This window comes from Streptomyces sp. PA03-3a (genome assembly GCF_033792735.1).
Lineage (GTDB): Bacteria > Actinomycetota > Actinomycetes > Streptomycetales > Streptomycetaceae > Actinacidiphila.
In genome coordinates this window covers 45,711-63,008 of record NZ_JARAVM010000002.1, presented here as the reverse complement: position 1 = coordinate 63,008, position 17,298 = coordinate 45,711, and the positions used below count along the sequence as shown (strand labels likewise).

The 17,298-nt window shown below is 72.3% G+C and carries 15 protein-coding genes and 1 pseudogene; 8 read left to right on the top strand and 8 right to left on the bottom strand.

Going from position 1 to position 17,298, the window contains the following annotated elements; translation table 11 throughout:
• Positions 1-243: 243 nt before the first annotated feature.
• From PV342_RS02475 to PV342_RS02455, 5 genes are read right to left on the bottom strand one after another with little or no spacing between them, the layout of a single operon-like run.
• Complete coding sequence (locus PV342_RS02475; RefSeq protein WP_400796066.1) at positions 244-2,199, bottom strand: RICIN domain-containing protein; 1,956 nt, start codon at positions 2,197-2,199, stop codon at positions 244-246.
• A 45-nt stretch (positions 2,200-2,244) separates the two neighbouring features.
• Positions 2,245-3,603: a GH1 family beta-glucosidase gene (locus PV342_RS02470; protein ID WP_400796070.1), complete on the bottom strand. Its 1,359-nt coding sequence runs from the start codon at positions 3,601-3,603 to the stop codon at positions 2,245-2,247.
• Positions 3,604-3,644: 41 nt separating this feature from the next.
• Positions 3,645-4,505 carry a carbohydrate ABC transporter permease gene (locus tag PV342_RS02465; RefSeq protein WP_106435098.1) on the bottom strand — a complete coding sequence of 287 codons (861 nt, stop codon included), beginning with the start codon at positions 4,503-4,505 and terminating at the stop codon, positions 3,645-3,647.
• A complete protein-coding gene (locus PV342_RS02460; RefSeq protein WP_386986626.1) occupies positions 4,498-5,508 on the bottom strand; it encodes a carbohydrate ABC transporter permease in 1,011 nt (336 codons plus the stop codon). Before PV342_RS02460 ends, PV342_RS02465 begins: the two co-directional genes overlap by 8 nt.
• A 14-nt stretch (positions 5,509-5,522) precedes the next feature.
• On the bottom strand, positions 5,523-6,839 hold the full coding sequence (locus PV342_RS02455; protein WP_400796075.1) for an ABC transporter substrate-binding protein: 1,317 nt from the start codon (positions 6,837-6,839) through the stop codon (positions 5,523-5,525).
• A gap of 139 nt (positions 6,840-6,978) precedes the next feature.
• Between PV342_RS02455 and PV342_RS02450 the strand changes: the two genes are divergently transcribed.
• Both PV342_RS02450 and PV342_RS02445 read left to right on the top strand, forming a co-directional pair.
• A complete protein-coding gene (locus PV342_RS02450) occupies positions 6,979-8,250 on the top strand; it encodes an ROK family transcriptional regulator (protein ID WP_500315709.1) in 1,272 nt (423 codons plus the stop codon).
• Positions 8,251-8,284: 34 nt separating this feature from the next.
• A complete protein-coding gene (locus PV342_RS02445; RefSeq protein ID WP_500315708.1) occupies positions 8,285-9,100 on the top strand; it encodes an AIM24 family protein in 816 nt (271 codons plus the stop codon).
• Positions 9,101-9,430: 330 nt separating this feature from the next.
• Here the strand turns inward: PV342_RS02445 and PV342_RS02440 are convergent, their stop codons facing one another.
• Positions 9,431-10,036 (bottom strand): helix-turn-helix domain-containing protein, encoded by a 606-nt coding sequence (locus PV342_RS02440; RefSeq protein ID WP_500315707.1) that lies wholly within the window; start codon positions 10,034-10,036, stop codon positions 9,431-9,433.
• Positions 10,037-10,181: 145 nt separating this feature from the next.
• Here PV342_RS02440 and PV342_RS02435 point away from each other — a divergent pair, with 145 nt between their 5' ends.
• Positions 10,182-11,168 (top strand): alpha/beta fold hydrolase, encoded by a 987-nt coding sequence (locus PV342_RS02435; protein WP_500315706.1) that lies wholly within the window; start codon positions 10,182-10,184, stop codon positions 11,166-11,168.
• A gap of 27 nt (positions 11,169-11,195) precedes the next feature.
• Positions 11,196-11,552, top strand: a pseudogene (locus tag PV342_RS02430) (SDR family NAD(P)-dependent oxidoreductase); the annotation flags it as partial.
• Between the two features lie 202 nt (positions 11,553-11,754).
• On the opposite strand, the gene PV342_RS02425 reads toward PV342_RS02430, so the two are convergent.
• Positions 11,755-12,357 (bottom strand): TetR/AcrR family transcriptional regulator, encoded by a 603-nt coding sequence (locus PV342_RS02425; protein ID WP_392607182.1) that lies wholly within the window; start codon positions 12,355-12,357, stop codon positions 11,755-11,757.
• A gap of 105 nt (positions 12,358-12,462) precedes the next feature.
• Here PV342_RS02425 and PV342_RS02420 point away from each other — a divergent pair, with 105 nt between their 5' ends.
• The 4 genes from PV342_RS02420 (at position 12,463) to PV342_RS02405 (ending at position 16,414) form a co-directional block, all read left to right on the top strand.
• The gene (locus PV342_RS02420; RefSeq protein ID WP_018563054.1) at positions 12,463-12,945 is read left to right on the top strand and encodes a peroxiredoxin; all 483 of its coding nucleotides are present in this window, start codon (positions 12,463-12,465) and stop codon (positions 12,943-12,945) included.
• A gap of 247 nt (positions 12,946-13,192) precedes the next feature.
• Positions 13,193-14,221 (top strand): L-threonine 3-dehydrogenase, encoded by a 1,029-nt coding sequence (gene tdh / locus PV342_RS02415; RefSeq protein ID WP_018563053.1) that lies wholly within the window; start codon positions 13,193-13,195, stop codon positions 14,219-14,221.
• Positions 14,222-14,283: 62 nt separating this feature from the next.
• Entirely contained in the window at positions 14,284-15,477 is a 1,194-nt protein-coding gene (locus tag PV342_RS02410; protein WP_361006411.1) for a glycine C-acetyltransferase, read from the top strand.
• Between the two features lie 4 nt (positions 15,478-15,481).
• A complete protein-coding gene (locus tag PV342_RS02405; RefSeq protein ID WP_400796091.1) occupies positions 15,482-16,414 on the top strand; it encodes a LysR family transcriptional regulator in 933 nt (310 codons plus the stop codon).
• A gap of 45 nt (positions 16,415-16,459) precedes the next feature.
• On the opposite strand, the gene PV342_RS02400 is transcribed toward PV342_RS02405, so the two are convergent.
• Positions 16,460-17,281 (bottom strand): HAD family hydrolase, encoded by an 822-nt coding sequence (locus PV342_RS02400; RefSeq protein ID WP_400796094.1) that lies wholly within the window; start codon positions 17,279-17,281, stop codon positions 16,460-16,462.
• Positions 17,282-17,298 lie beyond the last annotated feature (17 nt).

Genomic DNA, 17,298 nt, shown 5'->3' with positions numbered 1-17,298 from the left:
CAGGGGGCGGCGGGCTCGAGCGGCACCCGCTCGAGCGAGGTGTGGTCCCCACCGTCGCCTCGACGGCGTGGACCGCCCAGCGCCCGGGCGGCAGCGGGACGTCACGCGCGAAGGCATCCGCGGCGCCGGTGTCGCGCCCGCCGCCGATGGTGAGCCCCCTCCGGGGCCCCGGTGCCCCGGAGGGGGTGCTGGTGCCGCGCGGCGCCGGCGTCTCCCTCGTACGCCGGCGCCGCGCGGGGCCGATCAGCCCGCCGGCGTCAGCCGGAAGGCTTGGGCCGCGGTGCCGTTGCAGGTGTACTGCTGCAGCAGGGCGCCGTCGGCCGCCGAAGCGGACGCGACGTCCAGGCACTTGCCGCTGTGCCGGGCCGTGAGGACGTACGAACCGTCCGCCTGGAGCACCGGTTTCCACTGCTGGTTGGCGCCCGAGGACCACCGCCAGGTCTGCAGCGGCACCGAGTCGCCCGTCGCCGACGCGCCGCCGGTGACGTCCCAGACCTGCTCGGTGGCGGTCGCGTTGCGGTTCACCACCCGGTAGTAGCCGCCGTCGGTCGGTCGGAACTGCCACTGCTGGTTGGCCTGCCCGGCGACGCAGCTCCACTGCTGCACCGCCGTGCCGTCGGCGGTGCCCCGGTCCTTGGCGTCCACGCACTTGCCGGAGCCGGCGCCGGCCACCTGGTACCAGGCGGAGGCGCTGATGCCGTCCCCGTCGCCGCCCCCGCCGCCGGTCGGCGCGCCGGACCAGGTGAAGGTGGTCGTGGCGCGGGCGGGCAGGCTGTAGGTGAAGTGCTGCCCGGCCTCGCGGACCGTGACCTGCTGGGTGGACGACGAGGAGTTGTGGGTGACGAGCACCCGCTGCCCGTCGCTGTTGACGAAGGCGGTGTTCCACACGGGGTCGGTGGCGTTGCTGCCGATCCGCACCGCGCCCGCGCGGACGAACTTCGTCAGCTGCCCCATCGTGTAGTACTCGACGGTGAAGTCGACCTGCCCGCTGCGCGCGTCGCCGTTGTGCACCGTGACCAGCCCGCTGCAGCTGTCGCAGCCGCCCGCGTGCGGGCCCCTGGCCTGGTCCAGCGCCAGCGACCACTTCACGTACGCGCGGGCCCAGTTGCGGGTGAAGCCGGTGATGTCCCGCAGGTCCTCCAGCTGCTGATCGCCGACCCATGTGCCGCCGGAGTGCTCGGTCTCGTACTGCGCCACACCCGGGTACTGGCTCTGGACGGTGCTGCCCAGCGCGTAGTCCGGCGGGGTCGGGGTGTAGCCGTGCCAGGCGACGCCTCCGAACAGGGGGTCGCCGCGCAGCGCGGCGTCGGCGAGCTGGCCGGCGCCGGTGGTGTTCCAGTCGCCGTGGTTCCAGTCGTGGACGAGCGCCCTGGTGGTGATCCCGGCCGAACGGAACGCCGGGAAGAGGTGGTTCCTGGTGAAGTCCAGCAGCGTGGCCGCCGACCACTCCATGGTGGGGTAGTTGCTGTTCGCGCCGCAGCACTGCGGCTCGTTCTGCACCGAGACGTAGTCGACGTGGACGCCGCGCTGCTCGTAGGCCTGCAGGTACTTCACGAAGTACTGCGCGTACGTGTCGTAGTACTCGGGCCTCAGCTTGCCCATCTGGGTCAGCCTGCCGTTGTCCTTCATCCACGCCGGCGCCGACCACGGCACCGCCATGACCTTCAGGTCCGGGTTGAGCTGCCGCGCCCGCTGGGTCATCGGCAGGACGTCGGCCAGGTCCCGGGAGATGGAGAAGTCCGACAGGTCGCAGCAGGTGTCGTCGTACGTGTAGTGGCTGCGCGCGATGTCGGATGCGCCCATCGGGTTGCGCAGGAAGCCCAGGCCGATGCCCTCCGTGGGGGAGAACAGCTTGCGCATGGTCGCGTCACGGGTGGCCGCCGACAGGGCGCCGGAGGAGTTCATCAGCCAGGCGGCGCTGTCGGTGAAGGACGCCCCGCCGCCCTCGAAGGGCTGGTAGCGGGTGGCGGGGTCCACCGTGATGACCGTGCCGCCGCTGCCGTTGCCGGCCTCGAAGGCGGCCGGGGCCTGCTCCTGCAGGCCCCGGACGACGGTCCTGCCGTCGGAGGTGGTGGTCATGGTGACCTGGACGGCCGTGGCGGCGGCCGCCCCGGGTCCGGCGAGCAATAACCCAGCGAAGGCCGCCGCGACCGCCGCGAGCACGGCGATCAGGCGTCCGATGTGGGGGTGGTGTGGCATCGCGGATCTCCTGTGTGGGGGGTGGAGACGGGATGACGAGGGAGGTCAGGCCGCGCTGCGGGCGCGGCCGCGGTGGGCGGCGATGATGTCGGCGTAGCGGCGGCCGCTGCCCTTGACGGTCCGGCGCTGGGTCGCGTAGTCGACGTGGACGAGGCCGAAGCGCTTGGCGTAGCCGTACGCCCACTCGAAGTTGTCCAGCAGCGACCAGGCGAAGTAGCCGGCGAGCGGGGCACCGCCGCGCACGGCGCGGGCGCAGGCCGCCAGGTGCTCCTCCAGATAGGCGGTGCGCTCGGGGTCGTGGACCTGCCCGTCGGGGCCGACGTGGTCCTCGTACGCCGAGCCGTTCTCGGTGACGTAGATCTTGCGGGCGCCGTACTCCTCGGTCAGCCGCAGCAGCAGCCGCTCCAGGCCGCCGGCGTGCACCTCCCAGTCCATCGCGGTGCGGCGGACGTCGGGGACGCGCACGGCGCGGGTGTGGGGGACCGGGCCCGCCGGGTCGTCGGCAACGATGTCACGGAAGTAGTAGTTGAGGCCCAGCCAGTCCAGCGGCGCCGCGATGGCCTCCATGTCGCCCGCCTGCACGGGCAGTTCGACCCCGTACAGCTCCAGCATGTCCTCGGGGTAGCCGCGGCCGTGGATCGGGTCCAGCCACCAGCGGTTGGTGTGCCCGTCGGCGCGCAGCGCCGCGGCGACGTCCTCGGGCCGGTCGGAGGCCGGCTCGCACGGGCTGAGGTTGTTGACGATGCCGACCTGCGCGTTCGGGATCGCGGCGCGCAGCGCCTGCACCGCCAGCCCGTGGCCCAGGTGCAGGTGGTACGAGGCGCGGACGGCTGCCGTCAGGTCCGTGAGGCCGGGGGCCATCACGCCCTGCAGATGGCCGATCCAGGCCGAGCACAGCGGCTCGTTGAGCGTCGCCCAGTGGGTGACCCGGTCCCCGAGCCGCTCGGCCACCACGGCCGCGTACTCGGCGAAGCGCAGCGCGGTCTCCCGCTCCGGCCAGCCGCCGCGGTCCTGCTGCGCCTGCGGCAGGTCCCAGTGGTACAGGGTGGGGAAGGGGGTGATGCCCGCCTCCAGCAGGGCGTCCACCAGGCGGTCGTAGAAGGCCAGGCCCGCGGGGTTGACCGGCCCGCCGCCCTGCGGCATCACGCGCGGCCAGGCGAGGGAGAAGCGGTACGCGTCCAGGCCGAGCCGGCCCATCAGGCCGATGTCCTCCGGCACGCGGTGGTAGTGGTCGCAGGCGACGTCACCGGTGTCGCCGTTCGCGACCTTCCCCGGGGTGCGGGAGAAGGTGTCCCAGATGGAGGGCGCTCGGCCGTCCTCGGCCACGGCTCCTTCGATCTGGTAAGCGGCCGTCGCGGCGCCCCACACGAATCCGTCGGGGAGGGCGCTGAGGTCGAGGGTCACGGACTGCCTTTCGTTCGGGTGACGCTGAGGGGCGGTGGGGCTCACTTGACGGCGCCGGCGGTCAGCCCGGCGACGAGGTAGCGCTGCAGGAGCAGGAACCCGGCGACGACGGGCACGCTGACCACGAGCGAGGCGGCCATGACCTGGTTCCAGTACACGTCGGTCTGGGTGGCGTAGCCCTGCAGGCCGACGGCGAGCGTGCGGGTGGTGTCGTTGGTCATGACGGAGGCGAACAGCACCTCGCCCCAGGCCGTCATGAAGGCGTACACGCAGACCGCGACGATGCCGGGCACGGCGGCCGGGACGACCACCCGGAACAGCGCGCCCAGCGGCCCGCAGCCGTCGACCATGGCGGCCTCGTCCAGGTCCCGGGGGATCGAGTCGAAGTAGCCCGCCAGCATCCAGATGGAGAAGGGGAGCGAGAAGGTGAGGTAGGTCAGGATCAGGCCGCCGCGGCTGCCGTACAGGGCGATGCCCGTGGCGTTGCCGAGGTTGACGAAGATCAGGAAGAGCGGCAGCAGGAAGAGGATGCCGGGGAACATCTGGGTGGACAGGATCGTCACCGAGAAGAAGCGGCGCCCCTTGAAGTCGTAGCGGCTCACGGCGTACGCCGCGAAGATCGCCACCGCCACCGAGCACAGCGTCGCCCCGCCCGCCACGAGCAGCGAGTTCACGAAGTACCGGGCGAGCGGCACGGTGTGCCAGATGTCCGCGTACGGGCGCAGGGTGAAGCCGCTGGGGAACCAGCGGAACGGGCCCTGCACGTCCTGCAGCGGCTTCAGCGACGAGACGACCATGACGAACACCGGCGCCAGCGCGAAGGCCGTCAGCACGGTCAGCACGATCCGCCGGGTCCACACGAAGGAGCGCGGCGCGGCCATGGGGCTGCGGGCGTCAGGCATCCTTCCTCCTCAGGGAGGTGGCGAGCAGGTAGAGCACCGTCACGACGAGCAGGAACAGCAGCAGGAGCACGGACATCGCCGAGCCGGAGCCGAAGTTCCAGGTCACGAACGACGACTGGTAGATGTGGATCGAGATCAGGTCCGCGGCGTCCGGCGCGGCCCGCCCGAACAGCACATAGGGCGTGTTGAAGTCGTTGAACGTCCACAGGAACAGCACCAGCACCAGCACCTGGTTGACCGGGCGCAGCGACGGCAGGGTGATCCTGCGGATCTGCTGCCAGATCCCGGCGCCGTCCATCGCCGCCGCCTCGTACAGTTCGCGCGGGATGTTCTGCAGACCGGCCATCAGGCACAGGAACGCGAACGGCCACTGCCGCCACACCGACACCGTCACCAGCGCGAAGAAGCTGTTGTCGCCGATCAGCCAGAAGGGCCGGCCGTCGGTGAGGTGCAGCTGGTCGTGGATGACGTGGTTGATCATGCCGGTGTCCCGCTGGAACATGAACGACCAGGTGATCACCGCCGCGTAGACCGGCAGCGCGTACGGCACCAGGAAGACCGCGCGCAGCAGTCCGCGGCCGCGGAAGGCGTCCTGCATCAGGATCGCGGCGGCGGTGCCGAACAGCCAGGACAGCCCGACCGCCAGCACCGTGAACTCGCAGGTGACGAGGAAGGACTTGAGCAGGTCCTCGCCGACCGGTGCGTTGAAGTCCACCGCCACGCGGTAGTTGTCCAGGCCCTTCCAGGGGGCAGCCGACCAGTCGCTGATGAAGAACTGGGTGAGCTCCTTGAAGCTCATCACCACGCCGACGACCATCGGCACCAGGTGGATGAGCAGTTCCAGCGCGAGGGCCGGCAGGAGCAGGACGTACGGGAGCGACGCGCGCCGCAGCCGCGCCGGCAGGCGCAGCCGCGACCGCGGGGCCCTCCCCCCGGCGGCCCGCCGGCCGCCGGGGGAAGGCGTCTTGGAGCTGTGCCGGACGGGCGGCACGGTGGCGGTCACGGGTTCCTTCACGCTCACGACGCCGGCATCTGCTGCTGGGCCTTTTCGAGGGCGGCCTTGACGCTGTCGGTGGTGACCGGCTTCCCGGCGGCGGCGTCGGCGAACAGGTCCTTCATCGCGGTACCGACGGCGGTCTCGAACTGGCTCTCGTTGGCGACCTGCGGCAGCGGCGCCGCGCTCTTGGCGAGCGCGTCCGCGAGGACCTTCAGGTCCGGGGTGGCGAAGGCCGGGTCGGACTGGGCGGCCTTGACGGGCGGGAGCGAGCCGTAGGTGCCGTTGAGGATCTTCTGCTCGTCGTCGCTGGTCATGAACTTCACGAACTTCAGCGCGCCGTCGACGTTGTCGGTCTTCTTGAAGACGGCCAGGTTGATGCCCGCCACCATCGAGTTCACGGCGGTCTCGCCGGAGGCGCCCGCGGTCTGGAACGGCACCTGGGCGACGCCGTAGTCCTCGGGCTTCATGCCGTGGGACTTCAGCGAGGAGCCGGCGGCCTGCCAGAGCAGCATGGCGGCCTTGCCGGTGGCGAAGTCGGCGACGGACTGGTTGGCCGCGTACTCGGCGTTGCCGGGGGCCGTGATCTTGTCCTTGGCGATGAAGTCGATGTACTGCTTGACGGCCGTGACCGCCTCGGGGGTGGTGAAGGTCGGCTTGCCGGAGGCGTCGAAGAAGTCGGCGCCGTGCTGCTTGCCGAAGACGAAGGCGTGGTGGACGTTCTCGGAGAGGTTGCCGCCCTCGACGGCGAGGCCGTACTTGCCGCCCTTGGTGAGCTTCTTGCCGTCGGCGACGAGCTCGTCCCAGGTGGTGGGCGGGTTGGCTATGCCCGCGTCGGCGAACATCTTCTTGTTGTAGTACAGGCCGTACGCCAGCGAGTACAGCGGGACCGCGGCCGGGTCCTTGCCCTCGGCGCCCGTCGCGCCCAGGGCCGAGGAGACGAAGCGGTCCTTGCCGCCGATGGCCTCGAACGCCTTGGCGTCGAAGGGGCGCAGGGCGCCCGTGGCCTGCAGCGAGGCGGACCAGGTGTTGCCGATGTTGAGGACGTCGGGGCCCTGGCCGGAGGTGGCCGCGGCGAGGATCCGGTTGAGCAGGTCGGACCACGGGATGACCTCGAGCTTGACCTTGATCCCGGTCTGCTTCTCGAATTTCTTCAGCTCGGGTGTCAGGGTCGCCTTGTCGGCCTCGAGGCTGGCGCCCTGGTTGCTGGCCCAGTAGGTGAGCTCCTTGGGGCTGCCGTTGCCGCCGCCGTCGGTCGAGGAGCCGCCGCCGCACGCGGTGGCGGAGGCGATGAGCGCGGCCGCGAGCGTCGCGGCGGCCGTGGTACGGGTGATGTGCATGACCGGGGATCCCTCTCCAGGGTGGGTGCCTTCGGGAAGTGAAGAACGTCACGCCTTAATTCAAGGCGTGATTTAACGTCTGAGAAAACCTGGCGTCAAGACTTGGCGCAGCGATAGATTCAGCCGGGGAGGGAGCACCATGGCAGACCGAGGCAAGCGGACCGTACGCGACCTGCGGCGGGGCAACCGTTCGGCGCTCTTGCGTCACCTGTACTTCGAAGGACCCCTCAGCCGTCAGGAGTTGGCCAGGGACACCGGACTGAGCACAGGTTCCATCAGCAACGTCGTGGCCGAGCTCATCGCCGACGGCGTCGTCGAGGAGGCCGGCTCCGTCGAGTCCGACGGCGGCCGCCCCCGCGTCATGCTCAAGGTCGCCCCCCGGCACGGCTTCCTCATCGGCGTCGACGTCGGCGAGACCCGGGTCCGCGTCACCCTCTTCGACCTCGCCCTCGCCGAACTCTCCTCCACCGACCGTCCGCTGGCGGACAGCGGCCACGACGTCGCCCTCGTCGTCCAGCTCATCCTCGACGGCCTCTCCGTCGTCCTGGAGGACGCCCGCGTCGACCCCGCCCTCGTACTGGGCGTCGGCATCGGCGTCCCCGGCATCGTCGAGCAGGGCACCGGCGGCGCCGGCGCGGTCGTCCACGGCCAGACCATCGACTGGGACGCCGTCCCCCTCGGCGCGCTGCTCGCCGAGGGCACCTCGCTGCCGCTCCACATCGACAACGGCGCCAAGACCCTCGGACAGGCCGAGATGTGGTTCGGCGCCGGCCGCGGCGCCCGCAACGCCGTGATCGCCCTGCTCGGTTCCGGGGTCGGCGCCTGCGTGGTCGCCGACGGCAAGCCGTACCGCGGCGCCAGCAGCAGTGCGGGGGAGTGGGGGCACACCACCCTCCAGGTCGGCGGACGGCGCTGCCGCTGCGGCGCCCGCGGCTGCCTGGAGGCCTACGTGGGCGCCGAGGCGCTCATCGAGCGCTGGGACGCGCCCGCCGGGGTGAGCGAGGAGTCCGCGATCGCGGCCCTCCTCGCCGCCGCCGAGGCCGGAGAGGCCGCCGCCGTCGCGCTGCTCGACGAGACCGCCGAGTACCTCGGCGCCGGCATCGCCGACCTCGTCAACCTCTTCAACCCCGAGCGCATCGTGCTGTCCGGCTGGACCGGCCTGATGATCGGTCCCCGGCTGCTGGACGCCGTCCGCGAGGCCACCGCCGCCTACGCGCTGCACCACCCCTGCGCCCAGACCTCCATCGAGCTGGGCCGGCTCGGGACGGACGCGGTCACGGTCGGCGCCGCCACCCTGCCGCTCGCCCGCTTCCTCGACGCCGGCGGGCGGCCGACCGCCCACGCCGCGCGGCCGGAGGAGCAACCGGAACCGAATCGTCCGGGTCGTTCGTTGTCGGGTACATCCGCCTGAACGAGAGCACCCCGAGACCACCCGGAGCACCGCAGTGACCCTCAAGCAGCAGATCGTCGGCAACGCCATGCAGATGGCCGTGTGCACCCTTCAGCCCGGCCAGACCGTCTACTGCGAGGCGGGAAAGTTCCTGTTCAAGACCGCGAACGTGAGCATGGACACCCGGCTGGCCGGCCCCGGCGCCCAGCGCCAGGACCAGGGCGGCGGGGCGGGCGGCGGCATGGGCGGCATGCTGCGCCAGGCGATGGGCACGGCCATGCAGGTCGGCCAGCGCATGCTGGCGGGCGAGAGCATCGCCTTCCAGTACTTCAGCGCGAGCGGCGGCGAGGGCACCGTCGGCTTCGCGGGCGTCCTGCCCGGCGAGATGCGCGCCCTGGAGCTGGACGGGTCGCGCGCCTGGTACGCGGAGAAGGACGCCTTCGTGGCCGCCGAGTCGACCGTCGACTTCGGCATCGCCTTCCAGGGCGGCCGCACCGGCACCAGCGGCGGCGAGGGCTTCATCCTGGAGAAGTTCACCGGCCGCGGCACGGTGATCATCGCGGGCGCGGGCAACTTCATCGACCTCAACCCCGCCGACTTCGGCGGCCGCATCGAGGTCGACACCGGCTGCATCGTCGCCTTCGAGGACGGCGTCCGCTACGGCGTGCAGCGCATCGGCGGGCTCAACCGGCAGGGGATCATGAACGCCGTCCTCGGTGGCGAGGGGCTCTCGCTGGCGACCCTGGAGGGCGACGGCCGGGTCATCCTGCAGTCCATGACCATCGAGGGCCTGGCCAACGCCCTGAAGAAGGCCCAGGGCGGCGACAAGCAGGGCCCTACCGGCGGGCTGTTCTCCACCCACGCCGGCTGACCCCCGCCCCGTCCCGCCCCACGGGACAGCCCCGTGCACGGCGCCGGGCCGCGGCGAAGCCCACCCGCCGCACGGCCGTGCGGCGCGTCGCCGCCGTGGCCCGGCTCCGCGCCGAAGGCCACGACATCAAGGACGAGGACGTCGCCCGCCTCTCCCCACTCAAGGGACCGGCACATCACCTTCCTGAGCCGCTACCTGTTCAACATCAAGGCCAGCGGCCCCGGCCAGGGCCTGCGCCCCTTCCGTGACCCCGACGCCGCTGAGGACGACGAGGAAGAGGCCTGACATCCTGGGCGTATCCGGGACGTCAGGCCGTTCGTTCACTGCGTGCTACCGAGCCCTGGGGCCGGGGGCGGGCGGGGTGCGCGGTCGCAGGCGCTCTCCCTGCGGCCCGAACATGATCAGGTACTCGACCGGGCCGCCGGGGCCGGCGTTCGTGACCCCGTGGGGATTGCGGGTCTCGAACTCGGCGACGTCCCCGGCGCTCAGGACGAGGTCCTGGTCGCTGAGGGCGAGCCACAGCCGCCCGTACAGGACGCACAGCCATTCCCAGCCGTCGTGGGAGACCTGCCGGGGCCGCGCGGGCGGCTCCTGGACGGCGGGCAGGACGTGTTTGTGGGCGTGCAGGCCCCCGACGTACCGGGTCAGCGGCAGCACCGCCTTGTCGTCGCCGAAACGCTGGAGCGCGGAGGTGCGGGGCGCGGCGGCGGGGGCGGTGCCGGCCAGTTCGTCCAGGGAGACGCCGTACTCCTTCGCCAACTGCAGCACCACTTCCAGGGTGGGCTTGCGTCGGCTGGTCTCGATCCGCGACAGCGTGCTCGGGGAGATGCCGGTCGCGCAGCTGACGCCGGTGAGCGTGGCGCCGCGGTGTTCGCGTGCGGCCCGCAGCCGGGGGCCCATCGCCGCCAGCGTGTCGGCCACGTCGTCGCCTGTCACCCGCAATGCCCCCCTTCCGGACGTGCCGCTCCACCATCCTGTCCTGCAAGTTTGCCAGATTGGCAAGGGTAATCGCATCGGACGGTCGCCGCGTCGCATGATCGATGCGTACCTGCGTCCACCCGCGAACCGAGAGAAGCCCCCCATGCAGCCCGATCCGTCCCCCGGACTCCGCCACCGCACCGTCGAGGCCCCTGCCGGGCGCCTGCACCTGGTCGAGCAGGGCGCCGGCCCGCTGGTCCTGCTCGTGCACGGCTTCCCCGAGTCCTGGTACTCCTGGCGCCGCCAGCTCCCGGCCCTCGCCGCGGCCGGCTACCGGGCGGTGGCGCTCGACGTGCGCGGCTACGGCCGCTCATCCAAGCCCGCGGCGACCGATGCCTACCGGATGCTGGACATGGTGGAGGACAACGTCGCCCTCGTGCACGCCCTCGGCGAGGAGAACGCGGTGGTCGTCGGCCACGACTGGGGCTCCGACATCGCCGCCACCTCCGCCCTGCTCCACCCCGAGGTCTTCAGGGCCGTCGCCCTGCTGAGCGTCCCGTACGCGCCACCCGGCGGCCCCCGCCCCACCGACATCTTTGGCCGGATCGGCGGCCCCGAGCAGGAGTTCTACGTCTCCTACTTCCAGGAGCCCGGCCGTGCCGAGACGGAGATCGAGCCTGACGTGCGGGGCTGGCTCGCGGGCTTCTACGCCGCCCTGTCCGCCGACACCATGCCCGCCCAGGGAGAGCCCGACCCGCACTTCGTCGCCCACGGCGGCCGGCTACGTGACCGTTTTCCCGCCGGCATCCTCCCGGCCTGGCTGGCCGAGGACGACCTCGACGTTTACGCCGGAGAGTTCGAGCGCACGGGGCTGACCGGCGCCCTCAACCGCTACCGCAACGTGGACCGCGACTGGGAAGACCTCGCCCCCCACCGCGGAGCCCCGATCAAGCAGCCGTCCCTGTTCATCGGCGGCGCCCTGGACGCCTCGACCACCTGGATGTCCGACGCTATCGACGCCTTCCCCACCACCCCCCCCGGCCTGACCGCCTCCCACCTCGTAGAGGGCTGCGGCCACTGGATCCAGCAGGAACGCCCCGAGGAGATCAACCGTCTGCTGACCGGCTGGCTCAACACCCTCACGGGCTGAACCGCCAGTCGCGGCCGGGGCTTCTGCGCGTTCCTGCCGCTGCTGCGCCGCTCGGACGACCCCGTGATCGTCAACGTCAGCAGTGGCATGGGCTCCATCGCCTTCACCCACGACCCCGGCCGGTCCGAGTCGCACGTCGTCGCGCCGCTGTACGCCTCCTCGAAGGCGGCGCTGACGATGTTGACCACGCAGTACGCCAAAGGGCTCAAGGGCATTCGCGTCAACGCCGCCGACCCCGGCTACACCGCGACCGACATAAGCGGTCACAGCGGCTCCCAGACCCTCACCGAGGGCACGGACGTGATCGCCGCCCTCGCCACCGAGGAGCTCGGCGCCGGCACCGGACGCTTCATCGACCGCCATGGCGAGGTCGCCTGGTCTTGAGACCGCCGGTGCCGGGTCACCGGCCCTGAAGAACAATCTGCTCCGGAGACTGCCGCCTCCGACCAGCGTGAGAACCTGGGACGACCGTCACGCCAACCCTTTGACCTGCGTCTTCAAGTTGGCGGAGTCTCAGTCATCCCATGCCGCTGCACGGGAGTGGGAGGGGTCGGCCTCGCGGGCCGACGCCTCGCGCCGTGGGCGCTCACCCCACCCCGGCGGCCTCCAGAACGCGCCGTATCGCCCGTTCCAGGGAGGCGCGGACCGCGTCCGCGTCACCGAGCGCCGCGGTCATCACGGCGCCGTCGCGCAGCATCATCAGCGTCGCCGCGTCCTCGGCGGCCTCGGGGGCGCCCGCCTCGGCGAGCAGCCGGGCGACCAGCTCCCGCAGCCAGGTCCGGTGGGCCACGATCGCGCGTGAGACGGGGTCGGCCGGGTCGGGGTACTCCGCGGCCGCGTTGAGGAACGGGCAGCCGCGGAAGCCCGGTGAGCACAGCTGGTCGCCGAGCGCGCCGGCCACCCCCGCCAGCGCCTCCCGGGCGCCCAGACCCTCCAGCGCGGCCGTGGTGAAGGCGCGGATCTGCTCGTCGGTGGCCTGGATGTAGCTCAGGACGAGCTGCTCCTTGCCCAGGAAGTGCCGGTAGAGCGTCGCCCTGGTGGTGGACGCCTCCGTGACGATCCGGTCCATGCCCACCGCGTGGATGCCCTCGGTGTAGAACAGCCGGGCCGCGGTGGCCAGGATGCGGTCGCGCGGCGGCGCGTCCGCGGCGGCGAACGTGACGAGGGGAACGGCGGGAGGGGCACTCATGTCCTTGACGGTAGCGGACGGCACCGCGTAGCGTCTCTGCAAGAACGAACGTTCTGTATTGTCGCTTGAGCCTGCCGAGCCACCCCCCCCGTGAGAGGACCCCCCATGCCCGTGCCCGAGATCGGCACCCCCGCCCCCGACTTCACCCTCCCGGGAGTCCTGCTCGACGGATCCGGTGCCGAGCGCGGCGCGTACTCGCTGTCCGCGCAGCGCGGCGCCCCCGTCGTGCTCGCCTTCTATCCCGGGGACGACTCGGCCGTGTGCACCAAGCAGCTCTGCTCCTACACCTCCGACCTGGACCGCTTCCGCGACCTCGGGGCGACGGTGTGGGGCGTCAACTTCAGCGATCTCGACAGCCACGAGCGCTTCGCCCGCAAGCGCGACCTGCGCTTCCCGCTGCTCGCGGACACCGAGCGCACGGTGGCCAAGGCGTACGGCATCACCATGCCGGGCCTCGGCCTGAAGCGCTCGGTCTTCATCGTGGACGCGGAGGGACTGGTGCGCTGGAAGCATGTCGCCCGCATCGGCCTGTCCTTCCAGGACACCGACACCATCACCGCGCAGCTCGCCGCGCTCGGCGGGCGCTGAGCCGCGACGGCGCCGGGCGCGGGCGGCCCGCGTCGTCCTTCCGGCCGAGTGTGAAGCTGCGCTGTTGCCGAGCTTAAGAAAAGATCGATGGACTGAACGCCCGAAGCCGGGCAGATTGCTGTCTGCCCGGCGCAACGCGCGAGCCGGCGCCGTCGGGCGCCGCCGCTTCCGCCCGGGTCCCCTCGTGCCCGGTCCGCGTCCCCCCGCGCGGGCCGGGCCACCTCGTCTGCCGGCAGGAGTCGCAAGAGTGAAGGCACTGGTGAAGGAGAAGGCCGCGCCCGGCCTGTGGCTGCGGGACGTCCCGGAGCCGGAGATCGGTCCCGGGGACGTCCTCATCAAGGTGCTGCGTACCGGCATCTGCGGCACCGACCTGCACATCCGCTCCTGGGACGGCTGGGCCCAGCAGGCAGTGACCACCCCCCTCGTGCTCGGTCACGAGTTCGTCGGCGAGGTCGCGGCCGTCGGCTCCGACGTCGCCGAGATCACGACCGGCGACCTCGTCAGCGGCGAGGGCCACCTCGTCTGCGGCAAGTGCCGCAACTGCCTGGCCGGCCGCCGCCACCTGTGCCGCAACACGATCGGCCTCGGAGTCGGCCGCGACGGCGCCTTCGCCGAGTACGTCGCGCTGCCCGCGTCCAACGTGTGGGTGCACCGGGTCCCCGTCGACCTCGACATAGCGGCGATCTTCGACCCGTTCGGCAACGCCGTCCACACCGCCCTGTCCTTCCCGCTGGTCGGCGAGGACGTGCTGATCACCGGCGCCGGGCCGATCGGCATCATGGCCGCGGCCGTCGCCAGGCACGCCGGCGCGCGCAACGTCGTCATCACCGACGTCAGCGAGTACCGCCTGGAGCTCGCCCGCAAGGTCGGCGTCAGCCTCGCCCTCAACGTCGCCGAGACCACCATCGCCGACGGCCAGCGCGAGCTGGGCCTGCGCGAGGGCTTCGACATCGGCCTGGAGATGTCCGGCCGCCCCGAAGCCATGCGCGACATGATCGCCAACATGACGAACGGCGGCCGCATCGCGATGCTCGGCCTGCCCTCGGAGGACTTCTCCGTCGACTTCGCCAAGATCGTCACGTCGATGATCACCATCAAGGGCATCTACGGCCGCGAGATGTTCGAGACCTGGTACGCCATGTCCGTGCTGCTGGAGGGCGGCCTCGACATCGCCCCGGTGGTCACCGGCCGCTACTCCTACCGCGACTTCGACGCCGCCTTCGACGACGCGGCGAGCGGCCGCTGCGGCAAGGTCGTCCTCGACTGGACCGCCTGACCCTTCCGGCCCCCGAGGCACGGCCCGCCCGCACCACCCGCAGCTTCCCAGGGAGAACCCCGATGTTCGACTCCGTCCGCGACGACCTGCGCGGCACCCTCGACGAGATCCGCGAGGCGGGACTCTTCAAGCCCGAGCGCGTGATCGGCAGTCCCCAGAGCGCCTCCGTCTCGGTCACCGGCGGCGGCGCCCCCGGCGACGTCCTCAACTTCTGCGCCAACAACTACCTCGGCCTCGCCGACCACCCCGAGGTCACCGCCGCCGCCAAGGACGCTCTGGACCGCTGGGGCTACGGCATGGCGTCCGTCCGCTTCATCTGCGGCACCCAGGAGGTCCACAAGGAGCTCGAGGCCCGGCTGTCGGCCTTCCTCGGGACCGAGGACACGATCCTCTACAGCTCCTGCTTCGACGCCAACGGCGGCGTCTTCGAGACCCTCCTCGACGAGAACGACGCCGTCATCTCCGACGCGCTCAACCACGCCAGCATCATCGACGGCATCCGGCTGTCCAAGGCCCGCCGCCTGCGCTACGCCAACCGCGACATGGCCGAGCTGGAGGCCCGCCTCAAGGAGGCGTCCGACGCCCGCCGCCGCCTCATCGTCACCGACGGCGTCTTCTCGATGGACGGCTACATCGCGCCGCTGGACGAGATCTGCGACCTCGCCGACCGCTACGACGCCATGGTCATGGTCGACGACTCCCACGCCGTCGGCTTCACCGGCCCCGGCGGCCGCGGCACCCACGCCCTGCACGGGGTGATGGACCGCGTCGACATCCTCACCGGCACCCTCGGCAAGGCACTCGGCGGCGCCTCCGGCGGCTACGTCGCGGCCCGCGCGGAGATCGTCGCGCTGCTGCGTCAGCGCTCCCGTCCGTACCTGTTCTCCAACTCCCTCGCGCCGGTCATCGCCGCCGCCTCCCTCAAGGTCCTGGACCTGATCGAGGACTCCGAGGAGCTGCGCACCCGCCTCGCGGAGAACACCGCCCTCTTCCGCTCCCGCATGACCGAGGCCGGCTTCGAGATCCTGCCCGGCGAGCACCCGATCGCGCCGGTCATGATCGGCGACGCCTCGGAGGCGGGCCGCATGGCGGAGCTGCTGCTGGAGCACGGCGTCTACGTCATCGGCTTCTCGTACCCCGTCGTGCCGCACGGCAAGGCCCGCATCCGGGTCCAGCTGTCGGCCGCGCACTCCACCGCGGACGTCGAGAAGGCGGTGGACGCATTCATCGCCGCGCGCGATGCCCTGGCAGGATGAATGGGTGATCGACGCACGACGGCTGCGGACCCTGCGGGCCGTGGCGGACCACCGTACGGTGACCGCCGCGGCCGCGGCGCTGTACCTGACCCCCTCCGCGGTCTCCCAGCAGCTCGCGGCCCTGGAGCACGAGACCGGCCACCGGCTGCTGGAACGCGGCGGCCGCGGCGTCCAGCTCACCCCCGCCGGCGAGATCCTGCTGACCCACGCCAACACGGTCCTGGCCCAGCTCGAACGCGCCGAGGCCGAGCTGGCCGCGTACACCTCCGGCGCCGCCGGCGAGGTGACCGTGGCCTCCTTCGCCACCGGCATCGCGCTGGTGCTCGCCCCGGCCATCGCCGCCCTGGCCGGGACGGCCCCGGGCATCAGGGTCCGGGTCCGGGACGCCGAGGGCGACGAGTCGCTGCCCATGGTGCTCGACGGCCGCGCGGGGATCGCCGTCGCCGTCGAGTACCGCGGCGCCCCCCGCGCCGACGACCAGCGGCTCTCCCGCGTCCCCCTGTACGCCGAGCCCTTCGACGCCGTCCTCCCGTCGTTGCACCGCCTCGCCGACGCCGGGACGGGCTCCGTCCGCGTCGCCGACCTCGCCGGCGAGACCTGGATCGGCCCCTACCCCGGCAACCCCTGCCACGACGTGGTCGTCCTCGCCTGCGAGTACGCCGGTTTCCAGCCCCGCCTGGAGCACTCCTCCGACGACTTCCGCGCGGTCGTCGCCCTCGCGGCGGCGGGCGCGGGCGTGGCCCTCGTCCCGCGCAGCGCCCTGCGCGACATGGACCTGTCCGGCGTCGCCGTGCGCCCCGTCGACGACGTCGTCGCCACCCGCCGCGTCTTCGCCGCCGTGCGCCGCGGCGCCGAGGAGCACCCCCTGCTCCGCCCGGTCCTGGAGGCCCTGCGCGAGGCGGCGGAGGGCGCGGGCGGCACGGACGGAATCGGCTGACACGGTCCGGACGGTGTGAACTCCCGGGGATCGCCCTTCGGTGTGTCAGCGCTCCCGCGCTCCTGCTCCGAAGAGCCGCTCCAGGACGCGGGCCACGCCGTCGTCCTCGTTGGAGGCCGTGCGGTGGGGGACCGCCGCGAGCACGGCCGGGTGGGCGTTGGCGACGGCGCACGCGGTGCCCGCCCAGGTCAGAACGGGCAGGTCGTTGGGCATGTCGCCGAAGGCGACGACCCGCTCGGCGGGGATGCCGCGGTCCGCGCACAGGGCCGCGAGGGCGGCCGCCTTGGTGACGCCGCGGGCGCTGACCTCCAGCAGACCGCGGCCGCCGGAGTGGGTGAACTGGGCCCCGCCGCCCGCGGCGTGCTCCGCGACGGCCAGCAGGGCGTCCGCGTCGAGCGCGGGCGACCAGGCGAGCAGCTTCACCACGGGGCCCGGGGCCGTCCACAGTTCGGCGAGCGAGCGCACGGGGAGTTCGGCGTCCGCGTCCTCGGGCAGGTGGTGCCCGTACCCCGGTGCCCAGTGCAGATGGTGGCCCGTCTCCACGGCGAAGCCGACGCCGGGTGCCGCGTCCCGCAGGGCGGCGGCGACCCTTCGTGCGACGGAGGCGGCGAGCGGGGTGGACCCCGTGACGGTGCGGCCGGCGATGTCGTACACGATCGCGCCGTTGGAGCACACCGCGGTACCGGTGAGGCCGGTGGCGGCGGCCAGGGCGTCGAGATAGCGAGGCGGCCGGGCGGTGACGAGGACGACCTCGGCGCCGGCGCCGGACGTGGTGCGCAGGGCGTCCAGCGTGCGTGCGGAGAGCGTGCCGTCGTTTCGCAGGAGCGTGCCGTCGAGATCGGTGGCGACCAGGAGGGGGCGGGGCATCGCCGCATCCTACGGAA

What these genes read in the sequence shown, in the direction of transcription:
- PV342_RS02475 (WP_400796066.1), bottom strand. Translation starts at nt 2,199, where the DNA reads ATGCCACACCACCCCCACATCGGACGCCTGATCGCCGTGCTCGCGGCG.
- PV342_RS02465 (WP_106435098.1), bottom strand. Translation starts at nt 4,505, where the DNA reads ATGCCTGACGCCCGCAGCCCCATGGCCGCGCCGCGCTCCTTCGTGTGG.
- PV342_RS02455 (WP_400796075.1), bottom strand. Translation starts at nt 6,839, where the DNA reads ATGCACATCACCCGTACCACGGCCGCCGCGACGCTCGCGGCCGCGCTC.
- PV342_RS02450 (WP_500315709.1), top strand. Translation starts at nt 6,979, where the DNA reads ATGGCAGACCGAGGCAAGCGGACCGTACGCGACCTGCGGCGGGGCAAC.
- PV342_RS02435 (WP_500315706.1), top strand. Translation starts at nt 10,182, where the DNA reads ATGCAGCCCGATCCGTCCCCCGGACTCCGCCACCGCACCGTCGAGGCC.
- PV342_RS02425 (WP_392607182.1), bottom strand. Translation starts at nt 12,357, where the DNA reads ATGAGTGCCCCTCCCGCCGTTCCCCTCGTCACGTTCGCCGCCGCGGAC.
- PV342_RS02420 (WP_018563054.1), top strand. Translation starts at nt 12,463, where the DNA reads ATGCCCGTGCCCGAGATCGGCACCCCCGCCCCCGACTTCACCCTCCCG.
- PV342_RS02410 (WP_361006411.1), top strand. Translation starts at nt 14,284, where the DNA reads ATGTTCGACTCCGTCCGCGACGACCTGCGCGGCACCCTCGACGAGATC.
- PV342_RS02400 (WP_400796094.1), bottom strand. Translation starts at nt 17,281, where the DNA reads ATGCCCCGCCCCCTCCTGGTCGCCACCGATCTCGACGGCACGCTCCTG.